Source organism: Parabacteroides distasonis (assembly GCF_004793765.1).
GTDB classification, from domain to species: Bacteria; Bacteroidota; Bacteroidia; order Bacteroidales; family Tannerellaceae; genus Parabacteroides; species Parabacteroides distasonis_A.
In genome coordinates, this window is the sequence record NZ_SRYM01000029.1 from 1 (window position 1) to 16,737 (window position 16,737).

Genomic DNA, 16,737 nt, shown 5'->3' on the forward strand with positions numbered 1-16,737 from the left:
AATTGTTTCTTTTATCCTCGCCCCGGAATCCGTATATCGTAGTCCAAAGTCATACGTCTTTGACGGTATCGATCCGGAAAAATTCCTTTTCCTAATACTTGTACTACTTGTTGAATTATGTAAGTCTCTCAAAGAACTCTCTCTCGCTATCGTTTTGCGAACATGAATACAAAGATAAGTGCTTTTCTTTCAAACTTCCAAATTATCTCGGAACTTTTTTCAAGAAAAATTTGTTTCATTATTTCGGCATCTCCGTTCTCTCTCGAATGCGGGTACAAAAGTAATGCTATAAAACATAACATCCAAACTTTTTCGGCATTATTTTTCAAGGTTTTTCTCACGAGGGGGATTTCATACATTAATAATACGCAATATCCATTCTTGGCTCACGTGGCCCACCACGTGGCCTTATGTATCACCACACACACTTAAAAACAAGTGCTCCACAAGTACATTCGCACGTAATAAAAACGATAAAATGATCTTGGCCCCTCAAGGAAATCACACAAAAAACGGCTTTTAGCTCATGGAATCACGCAAAATGCACTTGGTTTTAATGCTTTCGGATCACGTAAATGTGAGTAAAAGCCTATTATATCGCCCCAAAGATTAAAAAGGGCTAAAAGAACAATACCATATAAACAACTGTATATCTATATTTTAAAGCATCAGAAAAATTCCCAGAAAAAATCCAGGGCGATTATTTACGTGGTTAAAGAAACTTTTAAAAAAAATAATATCATTACATCACTCTATAGACAGAGAGTATACACGTTGTTTACAGAAAAAGTTTTACAAACCATGTAAATAATCGCCTTAATCGCCCTGAACCATCCTCTACCAACTTATCCAGGATACAAAAAAGTCAATGGGACACGGCCGTAAAGTCATTGAGAAACCATCTCTATTCCATTGACTTTACCACCGTTTCCCATTGAGATACTATCGCAAACCAGACACTTCAAGGACGGAAACTCATTCCCCGAAAAGAAACTTACAATCCCGTTCGGCCGCCGGTCTCGTCCAATCCTGCGGGATCATTTGCCATTGGTTTAAAGGTTGTGGGCTAAGTACGCCCTTTTCCTTTATATATTGAATCATATAATAACGGAGGTCTTTATCGGTCGAATGAATGATACGACTCTTTAACTCGTCTTGGGGAATACCGGCCCCTTTCGTCAATAACTCACCTCCTCCATTACCTCGGTAAGAGTTGAGAGCTACTTTATACGTTTTATTCTCGTCGAAAGGCCTGTTATCCGCCATTTTCAAGATCGTAATCTTCTCACCCTCTGGTTTCGTTACGTCCACGGTGTAAATGATACCAGCTGCGGAGTCAAAGTTAAAACTGAAGTTGACGAATGAGACATAATTCTCCTGTCCTTTCTTTCTCTCTTTCAATAATAAGACATGATCGTCCGGAGATTTCATCCGGTTGGTCCACATAGCGTATGATTCCTCCAAGAAACCTTTGATCTCGGCTCCCGTCAAATTCATCGTATAAAGCATATTCTCATATTTGTAAAGACTGAACATATCGCTGATCGTGATATCCCCTTTATCTATTTTTGCGTCAAAGGATAACGGGGCGGCAAAAGAGACGTCCGCACCAGTCAACTCCAATTGTAAAGAGTGAATAAAATCAATAAAAGCGGATGGCCCAAAGTAAGCGGGACGGGTCGCGATACTCTCCGTAAAAGTTCCCACCTTCTCGGAGACAAAATCATTCACCGCTTTGTATTGCGGAGCGAATTTCTCCATAAACTCCTCGCTAGGCTCCAACTTATCCACATCCGTCAAAACACCCGATACTTGTTTATCCAAAACCTTTCCATGCTCCATCTTTAACACGACATCAACGGAACCGACTACACGCCCATTACTTGCCGGATTTATCAGTAACACGGAATCTCCCTCGATATTCGCCACCTTACCACAATACCGGCGATGATCATGCCCCATCATAACCACATCGAAGCCCGGAATGCGCTGGGCAACCTCCATCGACGCATCCTCACGGTACTGGCCAGACATGGTACGAGCCTCGTTTCCCGCATGAAAGATACCTACCACAACATCCGGCTTCTCCTTCTCCTGAATGATCTTCATCCATTTACGGGCCGTCTCTTCCATATCGGCGAAATAAAGACCTTGCCACAGAGTCTCCGGCAACCATACAGGAATAGCCGGAGTAATCATCCCCAGTACAACGATCTTCACACCGTCACGCTCAAATACCTCATAGGGCTTTAAATAGGTCTCCCGGTCGGAGGTACGGATAATATTGGCACCCAAGATTGGGAAATCACATTGTTTGATCCAACGATCGAAAACGGCATGGCCAGCCTCTACATCATGGTTACCCATATTTCCCGCATTGTACCCCATATAATTCATCATGGCGGAAGCTATATGCGTAGAGACCGTATCCATGAAATTATAATAATACGCCGAAGGTTGTCCTTGCAAGATATCGCCATTATCCAATAGCAAAAGGTTATCGCCATACGCCCGGCGTTCTTCTTGCACGAACGAATATACCCGTGCCAGACTTCCTCCCCACTCCCGCTGCTCGATAAAATTATACGGGAAGAAGTTTCCATGGATATCACCGGTTTCCACTAATTTCAACTTTACTTCCTTCGTTGTCGCCGACAGACCGAGAGCGACCAGCAGCAATAAGGCAATTGAATAAACTCGTCTCATATCAGGATTTTAGATAGATTAATGACGCGAAGATAACGAAATAACCTGTTCGCCCGGTTTCAACGGGATTTCTTTTCCATTCCAGATAAATATACCCGTAGTACCTTCCGGCAAGACCAGACGGGCGGTTCCCTCACCTCTCTCATCCAATTTATAAGCGGCGGTCACGCTTCCAAGCGGATGTGGGATCGTACCGGAAACCTCCTTCAGTTTTCCCAAAGACGGAGCGATCCGTATCTTCCTAAATCCGGGAGCATCACTATCTATCCCCAACAAGATCCGGTAAAACTCGATATTCGGACTGGCTCCCCAAGCATGGCAATCCGAACGAGACGGCTCCGGCATCTCAGCCCATGTAGTCAATCCCAATGCCATCTGATCCCGCTATATTTGTAAGTTATCCAAGAATTGATCCCCTAGGCCGGAGGCTTTTAACGCTTGATTCAAGTAATAACGAAAATAGATCGTGCATTGGATCAAGCTCGTATCCGCTAAGGTTTGGGTCATCACCTTTACGGCCTCCTCCCCTTTCGTAACCCCAGTTAGAATCGCCAAGGCATTTACATGCTGGGAATAGCCTCGATGATCCTGCGTATCGGCGAATAGATTACGGGCAGCGTCCCAATATTTCGGGCGGATCGTCTTACGCATCTCGGTAGCGATCTCCCGATAATGATCTGCCATGGCAGGAAGGCCGATCGCTTGCTCCATCTCCGCCGCAAACTCCAAGGTCATTATATACATCAAATCCTGGAGCGCCGAGTTTCCCTCTTTCTCCCGTATCGGCTCACCATAATCAAAGCCAGCCGCCCAATCCACGAAGAACCAATGAGGAACGTAGGACAAACTATAATCCGGCTTCAACCATTGCTCGTACCACGACAAAACCTGACGGTAAGCGGGAAGCAAGGTCTTCATGTATGCCTCATCCCCACGGTACATCCAATAATCGTGCCCCATACAAATCCACCAGAGAGAGAACGAGGATATAAACTGATGTACGCTAGACGGATATCGGCTCATCGTAATTCCTTCCGCCACCATGGACTGCCGTCCTTGCTCTATGGCATTCTTCACCATATAAGGGTCTGATGTATTATACATGGAAATCATTGCCTGTATACGTGTATCCCCGAAATATTGCAGTTGCTCGTAATACGGGCAGTCCATATACGTCTCATTGGCGCACAGACGAGCGGTACGCCAGCCTATCTCAAGCATACGGCCCAGCTCCTCATGCCCCGGAGCGGAGAAAGCGGTCTCGTTACGGAAGGGATAAGCGGAGAAAGTCCCATATATATCCTCGATCACCAAAGGCTCGGAAGCTGTCTTCACTTTCAACTCCACATATCTCCATGTACGCCACCACAGGGAGGTGAAAAGACGATTATCTCCCCCATCAGCCAGTATCTTATCCTCGTACCCGATAAACCGCTTATCCGTCAACTCATCCCGATGCCCCTTGCCATTCAGCGCATACGATTTAGTGGTCGATTCTTCTTCTTGCCTATAAAGGGCTTCCGAATAACCGATACGAATCTCGGCCTCCTTTCCCTTGCTGAAGGCCAAGGAGAAATACCCCGTTGTCAGGTAATCATTATCCAGAAGCAAGCGGACCTCCGTATTCGCCGGGATTGTCAAGGCTTTTGGCCAGTAAGGAAATCCTTGCGGGCATTCGATCCCTTCCGACCGGCGGAGCTTGGCCAGACGCTCGATCCGGCTGTCCATCGGAGGTATCGGGCTAGGAACCAGCAACCGTCCCGGGTAATCTCTCGATCCTTTCGTGGCACCCTCCATGCCCCGTACGGCCTTCTCCCATTTCCTGTCGTCGTAATCCGGTTGTTCCCAGCCCCAAGGATAAGCGGAGGCTTCCAATTCCTCACCCGGGCCGGCCACGTAATACCCCAAGACCTGCCATTCGGTCCAAGGAGCGTACGCCTTATTACGCAGGCAGACCCAAGTGGTATCCGTATTTACGATCGCCTCTTGCCCCGTATTGCCTTGTAAGATAAAGCCAGTCTGATCGTAACTGATCTGGGCGGCAGGTTTCCGCTCGGCATAATTCCAGACGACAGAGGCCAGCGTATTCTTCCCCTTCCTCAGATAAGGAGCCAGATCCACCGTCTCGAAATTCCAGTTATAGACATCCCCACGGGCCGGGCCCAAGGATACCAATTTCCCGTTTGCATATAATTTATAACGGTTATCGGCGGAAACATGGACGATAAACCGGGAAGGAACCACCTCCAGATCGAACGATTTACGAAAATGATAGACCCCATATACATTTGGAGCCTCACCCGGGTAGGAGATCCAACGGGCTTTCCAACGTCCCTCAAAAAGAGAAGGGTCGATCTTCTCCTGATGATACCCTTTCAGGCTAATCTGGGAAGACAGGGAGAAGGCTTGAAACACAAAAAGCAAAAGGAATAAATAGTTTTTCATACAAACACGGTATTATTTGAGATTAACGATCCGAACAAAGGTACAAAAAAAGAGAAAGCACCAAAAGAACTTTTGCCTTTTGACGCTTTCCCTCACAATATACCGGATGCCCGATCCTCCATTAGAAGAATATCTCCGGTTCCCGCCGTGCGCTAAAATTCTTATGGAGCATCGCCGTGTAAGGAGTATCGAAAGTACGTGCGCCCTCGGGACACTCTTTCACGCAGGCGCAACATTTGATACATAGGTTCGGGTCGCTATACATACCCTCGTCTGCCAAGGATATCGCATGCGTAGGACATACATCCACGCAATACTCACATTGCGTACATAGATCGTTATCCGTAACCGGAGCCTGCGGAGTGGAAGGGCTTTTCACCCGATACGGGAAATTACCTTTCACCTCCAAGGCGGACAAGCATTCCACGCAGGAAACCTTCTCCAACTCCTCGATAATCTTTTTCCCGAATTCCGTAGCCTGATTAAGATCCGACTCGTCCGGACGCCCCTCGGCAATGGGCATCCCCTTGCGGCTGAAAGAATGTTCGCCGATAAACGCTCCGGCAGCCACAGGTACGAACCCCTGCTCCGACACTAAATCGCAAAGCTCCTTCAAGGCATCCTCATAATCCCGGTTCCCATACAGTACCACGGGGATTACCGGCGCATGGTGGGCGGAGCGGAACATGCGAAAACGTTCCATGGCAGTCTCCGCTACACGGCCACCGTATACAGGAGCGGCTATAATCGTCAGCTCATCATCAATATGCTCTTCCATATCCGGACACTCGCAAGTGACATCCGACTCGGACATCGAAGTGGCACCCATTCCTTCCGCTATCGCATAAACGATCTTGGCGGACGTGTGTGTCGGAGAAAAATAAATTAAATGTATGTTACTATATTTCATGATTCTTATTTTAACGCACCCTCTATTTTAGTCATTAACTCAGCAAATTCCTCATCGGTATAGCCTTTGCTCGTATAAATGATCTTCCCGTCTTTTCCGACCAAATAGCCGCGAGGGATCAAGTTCTTGGCGAAAGCGCCGAAAATAGCCCGGTCCTTATCGGGATACAAAGGAAAATCGAAGCCTTTTTTCTCGTTATATTTCTGTAGATCGGCATCGGAATGCTCACGCCCGATCACCAAGAGAACGAAGTCCTTGTTGTTCTTGTATTTCGGCCAGAGGGTTTGTTGGACAGCGGCCAATTCTTTTTGGCAAGGAGGACACCAAGTGGCGAAAAAATTCACGAGGATCACTTTTCCCTTCAACGAAGCGGACTGCAACTTACTCCCGTTGTCGGAAACAATCGTAAATGACGGCATGGTATCACCGACCTTCACGAGATCGGAGTTATCCTCCTGAGCTTTGCCTACGAAAGCTAATAACGCTAGTAAACTTGTCAATAAACACTTTTTCATAAGGCTAATTCTTGTTTAAGATTCAGCCACAAAGATACGTTTATTTTTTCTCATCCTTGAAAAAAGCAGGACAGAGCTTACTATAAATTAAAAGCACCGCCACGATCCGTGACAGTGCTTCTAGAAAATCATAAGCGCTATTTCGGTTTGCGACAGCACTTCTACACTGTCACGGTTTTTGACAATGCCTACTGAATCCCTCGAGCTAAATCATAGCCCGCTTTCAATGCCTTTAAGTTCATATTGACAATCTCCTCGCCCTTACGACCGAATATCTGACGGATTCCCGCCTCGATCTTATCGTAATCGATACCTAGGAACGGGGTAGCTGCCCCCAACATCACGATATTGGCGGCACGGACAGAACCCGCTTCCTTGGCGATCTCCTCCACGTCCAATACGACCTTGTGAGGGAGTTTGTCCAACTCGGCGTTCACTTTCTCGATCTCCGGATAGTTCGGGATGTTCACGAACGGACGGGAGTTTGTCACCAGCCAACCCTCTTTTTTCAGGTAAGGCAGATAACGCAAGCTCTCCATCGGTTCCAAGGAGATGATCAAATCTGCGTGGCCCTTAGGGATCAAGTCCGAGGCGATCGGCTCATCGGAAAGACGCAGGTTAGACTGCACGTCTCCACCCCGCTGACTCATACCGTGTACTTCCGCTTGCTTCATATACAGACCTTCTTTTAAGGCGGCTTCTCCAATAACGGCGGCGATAGAAAGGATACCCTGTCCTCCTACGCCTGATAGTATAATATCTGTCTTCATTTCTTGCTTGCTTTTTTCTTTCTGGTTAATGTCTGGATACACTCACGGCGGGGGATCAATACGGATACGCCCTTGTACTCGATCTCCTCGCGGATGATGGCTTTCATCTCCTCGTAGTTCTTTTTCAAAGGAACCATCACACGGATGTGAGCCGGGTCCACACCGATACCGGCGCAGATAGACTCCAGACGTCCTGTTCCGGCGGAATCCTGCCCTCCGGTCATGGCCGTCGTCTCATTATCGGAGATAACGATAGTGATGTTCGTGTTCTCGTTCACGCAATCCAGCAAACCAGTCATACCGGAATGGGTAAACGTAGAATCGCCGATCACGGAGATAGCAGGGAATACACCCGCGTCGGAAGCCCCCTTCGCCATCGTGATGGAGGCCCCCATATCGATACAAGAATCGATCGCACGGAAAGGAGGCAAAGCTCCCAAGGTATAACAGCCGATATCGCCAAACACCTTAGCCGTACCGTTATACTCGGCGATCACCTCGTTCAAGGCCTCATACATATCCCGGTGTCCACAACCTTGGCACAATGCGGGCGGACGTTGCTCAACCACCTCGGGGATCGCGTAATAGCTCTGGATCTCCTTACCCAAGGCTTTGCCTACCGCGTCTGGCGTAAGCTCGCCGTCACGCTGAAGCGTACCGTCCAAACGGCCATGAACCGTCACTCCCTTCCCCAAGAAACCCTTCAATTGCTCCTCGACAACCGGATATCCCTCTTCCAACACTAAGATCTCCTTACACTCGCCAACGATCTTCTCCACTTGCTTTCTCGGAAGCGGATACTGGGAGATCTTCAATACGGGATGCTCGAAACCGTCCGGATAATTCTCGGAAAGATAATTGAAAGCGATACCCGTCGTGATGATACCCAAGTCTTTATTCGGGGCATCGAAATACTTATTATACGCGGAATTCTCGGAAGCTTCCGTGAAAGCCTCTTGAGACACCAGCAAACTCTTGAAACGTTTACGAGCCAATGCCGGGAGTAAGATAAAACGTTGACGACCGTCTTCCGGACAACTCATCCGGTTCTCCGGCTTCAACGGGCTGGTTACGACACCGGCACGAGAATGCGCCATACGGGTCGTTACACGCAGCAAGATAGGATACCCTAATTTCTCGGACAGCTCGAACCCATGATATACCATATCATAAGCCTCTTGCTGGCTGGATGGCTCGAACATCGGGATCATGGCGAAATTGCCATAAACACGGTTGTCTTGCTCATTCTGGGAAGAGTGCATGGATGGGTCGTCGGCCGTAAGGATGATCATACCTCCGTTGATACCGCTCATAGCGGCGTTCATAAAGCAATCGGCGGCTACGTTCAAGCCTACATGTTTCATGCAGCAAAGCGCACGTTTACCGGCATAGCACATACCCAAAGCGGCTTCCATGGCGGTTTTCTCATTCGCGCTCCAGCGACAATGGATACCTCTTTCCTTCGTTACCGGAGAACCTTGGATATATTCCGTGATTTCAGTAGAAGGGGTTCCCGGGTATGCGTACACCCCGGAGATGCCAGCGTCTATAGCGGCTTGCGCTATGGCCTCGTCCCCCAAAAATAAATGTTTTTCCATGTGTATCTGTTTTCTTAATATTGACTATTCACACTATTAACGGCCAAAGGTAATGAAAAATGTTCAATTTAGAATGAATAACGCAATGCGCATGTAGATTCAGTAATGAACATACATCACTGCAACCCGCCTTGCAGCATCACTGCACAGGCGTTGCAGAACTACTGCAAGGCGGGTTGCAGTGATAACGATTCAACAAGAGAGATCCATTACCGGATCCGGCGCCGATTCAACTCTGCCCGATAGCGGTTGGCATTGCGGTTATGCTCCGCCAAGGTCACGGCGAAATTATGCCGTCCCGAGAAATCCTCCTTAGCGCACATGTACAAATATTTATGTTTCGTATGGTTCAATACGCTATTCAATCCCTTGATCGTAGGGATCCGCAGAGGACCGGGAGGCAGGCCCGCATACTTATAGGTATTATAAGGAGAATCTACTTCCAAATGCTCAAATAAGATACGTCGCAAAGAAAAATCCCCCACCGCGAACTTCACGGTAGGGTCTGCCTGTAAAGGAATACCGGCATGAAGGCGGTTGATATAAAGGCCCGCCACGATCGGATATTCGTCCGATGCCGCCGTCTCTTCTTCCACGATAGAAGCCAGAATAGACACCTCGATCGGTCTAAGCCCGATCTCCTCAGCCTTTTTCGATCGTTCCGGTGTCCAGAAAGCGTCGTATTCACGTTTCATACGACGTATAAATTTATCTGCGGATATATTCCAATAAATCTCATAGGTATTCGGAATGAAGAGGGCATGGATCGTTTCCGGGGTAAAACCTAAAGAGTCGCAATACACGGAATCACTCAATAAACGCAGGAGCTCTTCCTTCCCGAACATCAATTGATCACTTATACGCTCCGCCAGATCCTCCTTGAGACGGATATTATTAAAAGTAACACGGGTCGCTACCTGATGCCCTCTCCGCAAGTCGTTCAATAAGGTTAAATTACTCATGCCGGGCTTCACGGCGTATCGACCGGTACGCATAGACGCAGGATATTTCAGCAATCCACTCAATTGCTTAAAGCTACCGATACGGAGACAGTTCGCCGAATCCCCCAACTGCCGGCAAAGATCATCAAAATCCCTCTTATCATTTATATAGACATAAACCGGCTTATCCGGCTTAAAATTCGGAGCCCAAGCCAAACGGTACGCCCAAAAGCCTCCACCACCTATCAAAACAACGAGAATCGCTATCAAGGCGATGGTTATCGAACGCTTCGATAAAATTTGTTTGTTCAAATCCATGAATAATCTATTGAATATCAGAATAAGGCACAAAAGTAGTATCTTTTTTCGAAAAAAATGATGTGCAAAGCCTTGTTTATTTAAAATTATAGTTATACCTTTGCATCGCAATTCTAAGGAAGAAGCACAGAACACACAAGGAAGTGTGGGTGAGTGGCTGAAACCACCAGTTTGCTAAACTGACGTACTCGTTAGGGTACCGGGGGTTCGAATCCCCCCGCTTCCGCAAAGAGCCAACTAATAAATTTATTAGTTGGTTTTTTTGTTTTTTAAGCCAACCGAATTAAAGTGTTTCATATATTTGTCATATTTGAACTTATCGTAAGTCGATCTGTTATTAAAAGGAGATAATTAAATATATACATTATGACAATTGCTTTTATCCGAACATATAACAATAAGCAAAACTCCGAGGTCCAAGAAGCTGTGATCCGGGAATTTGCCGAATCACAGAAGATAGAGATCGGGAAGTGGGCTAAAGAGGTGGGAAATAGTCCTCGCGCGAACCGCAGACTGGAAAGTATTGTCAAATCTTTAAGTCCCGGGGATGAGATACTTGTGTCCGATATATCTCGTGTGAGCCGTAAGATGATCGAGATCATCCATATCATTTTGCTTTGTATCGAACGAAAAGTAACGCTTCGTAGCGTAAGCGACGGATATGTGTTCGAAGATAATATCGACAGTAAGACTTTGGCCTTTACCTTCGGTCTGGTCTCTGAGATCGAGCGAAAGCTGGTCTCTATCCGTACAAAGGAAGCCCTTGCCTTGATCAGAAGTAAAGGTGTGGTGCTGGGCCGTCCGAAAGGTAGCCAACAAATGGGACGCTTGGAGCCTTATAAGGAACAAATCGAGAAAGATTTGAAAGACCCGAGCTTGACTTACGCCCAGATAGCGGAAAAATACAATGTATCACTAAGTAGCTTTAAACGCTTCCTGAAAGAGTATCTTCCCGATAAGAAAAAGAAGAAGACTAAAAAATAAGAAAAGCTCCTTTCACCTCTGCTAAGTATATTAGCATTCAGTAGTGAAAGGAGCTTGTTTTTTTATTTCTCTATACGGATACGGGCGTCTACAGCGAACAAGCCTCTATCCGTAGCCACCAACGGATTTATATCCATTTCCTTTATCTCGCTGGCAAAACGCAATAAGGTAGAGAGGCGAACGATAATGTCCGCATATTGTTGCTCGTCGATACCCTTTTGCCCACGTGTACCTTTAATGATCGGATACCCTCTCAAGGAACGAATCATGGAATAAGTCTCATCGTATGACAACGGAGCCAAACCATAAGACACATCTTTCAATACCTCCACAAAGATTCCACCCAATCCGCAAAGCACTACATGGCCGAAACGATCCTCATATTTGGCACCCAAGAATAATTCCTGTCCTTTCAACATCGGTTGTACCATGATGCCCGTAACACCCGGCAGACGCATCATACGTTCATACTCGAACAATAAATGCTCTTCTCCACGGATATTCAAGGCCACACCACCGATATCGCTCTTATGCACAGGCCCCACGACCTTGGCTACCACCGGATATTTCACCTTCTTGGCAAAAGCCAGCAACGCATCCCTATCATCCGAAGCATATTCCTCCACTAACGGGATATTAGCGGCACGCAACAATGTACGCACTTCCTCCGGATTTAAATAACCGCTACCCGGCAACCGGTCTATGATACGACGAACTTCCGGTACATCCACGCCATATAGCTGGATATCCGTGCTCATCGGTTTCGGCGTATTGATCACCCGTGAAAGGGCGGTACCCAATGTCACCTCGTCCGAGAAGTTCACATGGCCTTTCTTGACAAAGCTCTTCACCTCCGGTCCGGCCGTCACGATAGACGGTAATATCGGGAAGATCGGCTTCTTGCACTCTTCCATCTTTTTATGAAGTACCTCGTAGGTATCATAAAGTTTTACCAAACCGGGACTACCGAAGATGACCATCATCAAATCCACATTATCAAAACGATTCTCACAGAAATCGATGGCTGTAGCCAGATGTTCCGGTGTCCCCGTACCGATAATATCAATCGGATTACCGACAGCGGCACCCGGATACAGCTTGGATTTCAACTCATCAGCGATAGGGCCTTCCAAACTAGGAACATTCAAACGCCCCTTGGATAAAGCGTCCGCCAGCATTACCGCAGGCCCTCCGGCATGTGTCACGATCGCACAATTCTTCCCTTTCACGTCTTTCAAGGTAAAGATACTCGCCACGGTAGTCAATTCCTCACGGCTAAAACAACGCACGATACCCGCCTTACGGAACAAAGCCTCCACGGCAGAGTCCGAACTAGCGATAGCGCCCGTATGCGAAGAGGCAGCTCGCTTTCCCGACTCCGTACTTCCCGCCTTGATAGCGGCGATCTTGCATCCCTTACGTATCAAGGAAGACGCATGATACAACAATTTATCCGGTTGCTTGATTTGCTCGATATACAACATCTTGATCTTGGAGTCCAATACCGGATCAAAGTTCCGATCCATATATTCAAGAATATCCTCTACTCCATTCTGCTTGGAGTTTCCAACCGACCAAACAGAAGAGAAACGCAGCCCTTTTGTCAGCGCCGACTCGATAATGAACAAGGCCGTACCGCCGGAGCTAGAGATGAAATCCACGCCATCGGGATGGAATTCCGGTATCGGTTGCGTAAACACGCCATGATAATTCATATTCATCAACCCGATACAGTTCGGACCGATCAAGGAAGCTCCCGCCTCATTCACGACATCCAGCATCTGTTGTTCCAAGATACCGCCCTCGTGTGTCTCCTCGCCGAAGCCAGCCGAGATCACGATAAAAGCTTTTACCCCCTTTTGCCGGGCCAGCACTTCCATCACCTCGGGGCACGATTTACTCGGAATCGAGATGATCGCCAACTCCGTCTCCGGGATATCATGTACAGAAGGATAAGACTTGACGCCTTGCACGTCTGTCTCCTTGGCGTTTACCACACATAATTCTCCTTTATATTTTCCATCCAACAGGTTTCGCACGATACGACCGCCCGGTTTATGTACGCTGTTGGAACCTCCCACCACTACGATGCTTTGAGGATTAATCAATTCTCGGTTAATCATAATATTTTGTTTAGTTCGTTATTTATTTACACTTTGCACTCTCTGTCTGCAACCAGTCACACCATGCATCCATCCCATCTCCTTTCGTGGCGGATACCTCAAATATCTGAAGATGGTGATTTACCTTCAAGGCGTTTTCCCGAAGCACTTCCACTTTTGTATTCAGATAAGGAGCCAGATCAATCTTGTTGATTACGCAGATATCTGCCTCCTGAAAGATATGTGGGTATTTCAACGGTTTATCATCCCCCTCCGTCGTACTCACGATAACGACTTTCTTGGACTCTCCGAGATCGAACATAGCCGGACAGACCAAATTACCGACATTCTCTATAAAAAGGATCGCTCCCTCCTTCGGATTCAGATGCTTAACGGCATGATTGACCATGTCGGCTTCCAAATGACAGCCGGAACCGGTATTTACCTGAAACACGGGAATCTCCAACGCCGCTATACGGTCGGCATCGTTTGAGGTTTGTTGATCGCCCTCTATCACATAGATCGGTTGCTTCGCTTTCAAACGGCAGATCGTCTCTTCCAGCAAGGTTGTCTTACCAGATCCGGGTGAACTCATCAAGTTCAGGCAGAACAGGTTCTTAGCCTCGAAATATCCCCGGTTTCGCTCCGCCAATAAGTTGTTACGTTGAAGTATATCTTGTTCCAGATTAATTACGATCCCTTCATCAGGATGGTGATGATGCTCTCCGCATCCGCAAGTTCCGCACATAGTATTTAAGTTTTTATTTCATTAATATATCATTCCTTTTTAACAACAATCGACTTCACCCGAAGTTCCTTCCCTTTAAGGATTTTAACTAAATAGGAACCACAATGGGGACAAGGGGAAAACAAGGCGTTCATTGGGAAAATGGTCTCACAGTCGCTACACTGTCCTTCCCCCTCAATATAATGACGGATAATCCGGGCCTTTTCCAGCTTGCTACCTTTTATGGCGCTATCCAATGCGAACGCTAAGGTTTGGATCTCTACGCCGGACAAATGTCCTATCTCTAACTCCAACTCTTCGACCACCGAGGCTCCCCGGTTATCCGCTTGTTCCTCGACCAGCTCCACGATGCTACGGGCTATGGACAACTCATGCATATCTGATCTCTTTTAAAAGGAAGTCACCGAGGCGATCGTTAATTGCCCCACGGCTATCCCCCCATCGTTACAAGGTATACGAGACGGAATATAGACGGGGACGCCAGCCATGATGAACAGTCTCCTCATCGACTCCGTCAATAATTTATTCTGGAAACATCCTCCCGAGATAACCACTTGTGTCGCTTTCGTCCGTTTAATCAACAAGCGGGCTTTCTGCACAAACAAGGAAGCCAATGTCGTATGGAAACGGGCGGATATCAAGCTCACTGGAACCTCGTTCGTCTTATCATGCAATAATGCCTCAAACAAAGAATAAAAAGAGATTTCCTCTCCCTCAGCCGAGACGGGATACGCATAAGCGTTCCTCTCTCCCATCGCCGCCTGCTCCAATAAGACCGGAGCCTCCGCTTGGAGGCTGGAAACATCGCAAATCCCCAATAAAGAAGCTACCGCATCAAACAGCCGACCAGCGCTGGATGTATAGGGTGTATTCACACCTTTCTCCATCATTCGTTCAAGCATAGCGATCCTTTCCATACCTATGCGTTCCACGAAATCGGCCGGATAAGGAATACCCAACGGTTCGTCCTTGAAATAATGCCACAAATAGGCGACAACCATTCGCCATGGCTCCTCAGCCGCCTTGTCGCCTCCAGGTAACGGGACATACTCAAAATGGGAAAGGCGACGGTATTTCGCCCGGTCACAAAGAAAGAACTCGCCTCCCCAAACCTTACCATCATCACCCAAACCTGTCCCATCCATCACGATAGCGAGAACCGGCTCATTCAATCCATGCTCCAACATACAAGCAGCGGCATGAGCATGATGATGTTGTACCTTTAATAAAGGTAAGGAAAGAGATTTCGAGATACGTTCCGCCTCTTGGCTGGAAAGATAATCCGGATGCAGATCACAAACCAATCGCTGGGGATTGAAACGAAACAAATGACGAAACCGCTCCATAGATTCCGTATAGAACCGGAAAGTCTCCCAGTTCTTTAAGTCGCCAATATATTGACTTTGCAGGATCGTCTCTCCTTTTCCCAAAGCGAACGTGTTCACTTTCTCCGCACCGAAAGCCATGATCCCCTCCACATTTGTATCCGTGAAAAAGGGTTCCGGCACATAGCCCCGGGAACGACGGATCAAGCAAGGTTGTCCTCCGCAGACCTGCAATACAGAATCATCTACCCGGTTATGGATCGGGCGATTATGATGCAAGAGGATCGCTACCTTTCCCGCTAATTGCGCCTCCGCATCCTCCGGGGTGATCGCTATCGGCAAATCGCTTAGATTCCCGCTAGTCATTACCAACGCAGGTACCCCTGTACAAGCAAACCAATCGTAATGAATCGGCATATAAGACAACATACATCCTAGCGTATGCATGCCCGGATTGATTCCAGAAGCTAACCGGCTCCGTTGCCTCAGCAACACGATCGGACGGCGCCAAGAAACTAAGCATCGCTCCTCCATCGGCTCCGTTGCCGTATAGACTTGCAAATGTTCCAAATCACGGAACATAACAGCGAATGGTTTGGTATCCCGCCGCTTTATCTCTCGCAGACGGGCAACCGCTCTCTCGTTCGAGGCATCACAAATCAAATGATAGCCTCCGATTCCTTTAGCTGCAATAACCTCTCCACCAAGCAATAAGCGAGAGGTTAGTTTCAATAAGGTCTCATAATCGATATAAGTCTCCTCGTTATAAGTCGCATAATAAGTCGGGCCACAATGATTGCAAGCGACCGGTTGGGCATGGAAACGGCGATCGATAACATTCGTATATTCTTTCTCACAATCGGGACACATAAGGAAACCGCCCATCGTTGTCTGCGAACGGTCGTAAGGAAGGTCCCGGATAATAGAGAAACGAGGGCCACAATGCGTACAATTAACAAAAGGATATCCGATTCGATGGGGTTGAGTAGTCCGGTCTCGCATACAATCCGCACAAACAGCGATATCCGGGGAGACCTGCGTGACCTCATCCGATTCCGAATGGCTGGGCGTAATCGTAAAATCGTCAAAATCATCTTCATCCATTTCCGTATATGTATAGGAGATCCGATGGATATAAGCGACACGAGGATGCTCGGTCCGTATACGACTTATCAGCAAATCCCGTTCATCCGGAGTGGCGACAATCAAGATACGCACTCCATTATTCATATTTTCCACGCAACCTTTCATCCCCAGATCTTTAGCGATCCGGTAGATAAAAGGACGAAAACCAACCCCTTGAACCAAGCCTTGAACAATCAACGCATATACTTTATTTTTCGCCATAGCACAAATATAGGAATAAATGTCCAAT

11 protein-coding genes, 1 tRNA gene and 1 pseudogene are annotated in these 16,737 nt (G+C 47.3%); 2 read left to right on the forward strand and 11 right to left on the reverse strand.

Translation table 11 applies throughout. From position 1 onward, the window contains the following. Positions 1-975 precede the first annotated feature (975 nt). The 7 genes and pseudogenes from E5342_RS10955 to mltG all read right to left on the reverse strand — a co-directional run bounded on the left by E5342_RS10955 (position 976) and on the right by mltG (position 10,203). Positions 976-2,706 (reverse strand): bifunctional metallophosphatase/5'-nucleotidase, encoded by a 1,731-nt coding sequence (locus E5342_RS10955; RefSeq protein ID WP_121736818.1) that lies wholly within the window; start codon positions 2,704-2,706, stop codon positions 976-978. A gap of 18 nt (positions 2,707-2,724) precedes the next feature. After that, a pseudogene (locus tag E5342_RS10960) lies at positions 2,725-5,151 on the reverse strand (alpha-L-rhamnosidase C-terminal domain-containing protein). Between the two features lie 121 nt (positions 5,152-5,272). Continuing rightward, positions 5,273-6,061, reverse strand: coding sequence for a 4Fe-4S binding protein (locus E5342_RS10965; RefSeq protein ID WP_121736817.1), 789 nt, complete (start codon positions 6,059-6,061; stop codon positions 5,273-5,275). Between the two features lie 5 nt (positions 6,062-6,066). Further along, complete coding sequence (locus tag E5342_RS10970; protein ID WP_121736816.1) at positions 6,067-6,576, reverse strand: TlpA family protein disulfide reductase; 510 nt, start codon at positions 6,574-6,576, stop codon at positions 6,067-6,069. A 188-nt stretch (positions 6,577-6,764) separates the two neighbouring features. Continuing rightward, a complete protein-coding gene (locus E5342_RS10975) occupies positions 6,765-7,346 on the reverse strand; it encodes an indolepyruvate oxidoreductase subunit beta (RefSeq protein ID WP_121736815.1) in 582 nt (193 codons plus the stop codon). Then, positions 7,343-8,944: a thiamine pyrophosphate-dependent enzyme gene (locus E5342_RS10980; RefSeq protein ID WP_121736814.1), complete on the reverse strand. Its 1,602-nt coding sequence runs from the start codon at positions 8,942-8,944 to the stop codon at positions 7,343-7,345. The genes E5342_RS10975 and E5342_RS10980 overlap by 4 nt, the downstream gene beginning before the upstream one ends. 209 nt (positions 8,945-9,153) lie before the next feature. After that, positions 9,154-10,203: an endolytic transglycosylase MltG gene (mltG, locus tag E5342_RS10985; protein ID WP_121736813.1), complete on the reverse strand. Its 1,050-nt coding sequence runs from the start codon at positions 10,201-10,203 to the stop codon at positions 9,154-9,156. Positions 10,204-10,342: 139 nt separating this feature from the next. On the opposite strand from mltG, the gene E5342_RS10990 reads away from it, so the two are divergent. Both E5342_RS10990 and E5342_RS10995 read left to right on the forward strand, forming a co-directional pair. After that, a tRNA-Ser gene (locus E5342_RS10990) sits at positions 10,343-10,429 on the forward strand. 140 nt (positions 10,430-10,569) lie between these two features. Beyond that, entirely contained in the window at positions 10,570-11,187 is a 618-nt protein-coding gene (locus E5342_RS10995) for a recombinase family protein (protein WP_005855033.1), read from the forward strand. A gap of 62 nt (positions 11,188-11,249) precedes the next feature. Here E5342_RS10995 and E5342_RS11000 read toward each other — a convergent pair whose 3' ends face one another. Genes E5342_RS11000 through hypF form a run of 4 tightly spaced genes read right to left on the reverse strand, consistent with a single transcriptional unit; the run spans position 11,250 to position 16,709 of the window. Further along, positions 11,250-13,310, reverse strand: coding sequence for an acetate--CoA ligase family protein (locus E5342_RS11000; RefSeq protein ID WP_121736812.1), 2,061 nt, complete (start codon positions 13,308-13,310; stop codon positions 11,250-11,252). Positions 13,311-13,332: 22 nt separating this feature from the next. Continuing rightward, positions 13,333-14,037, reverse strand: a complete 705-nt coding sequence (gene hypB, locus E5342_RS11005; protein ID WP_121736811.1) for a hydrogenase nickel incorporation protein HypB — start codon at positions 14,035-14,037, stop codon at positions 13,333-13,335. Between the two features lie 29 nt (positions 14,038-14,066). Beyond that, positions 14,067-14,414, reverse strand: coding sequence for a hydrogenase maturation nickel metallochaperone HypA (gene hypA / locus E5342_RS11010; protein ID WP_121736810.1), 348 nt, complete (start codon positions 14,412-14,414; stop codon positions 14,067-14,069). A gap of 12 nt (positions 14,415-14,426) precedes the next feature. Continuing rightward, complete coding sequence (gene hypF / locus E5342_RS11015) at positions 14,427-16,709, reverse strand: carbamoyltransferase HypF (RefSeq protein WP_135959376.1); 2,283 nt, start codon at positions 16,707-16,709, stop codon at positions 14,427-14,429. Between the last annotated feature and the right edge of the window lie 28 nt (positions 16,710-16,737).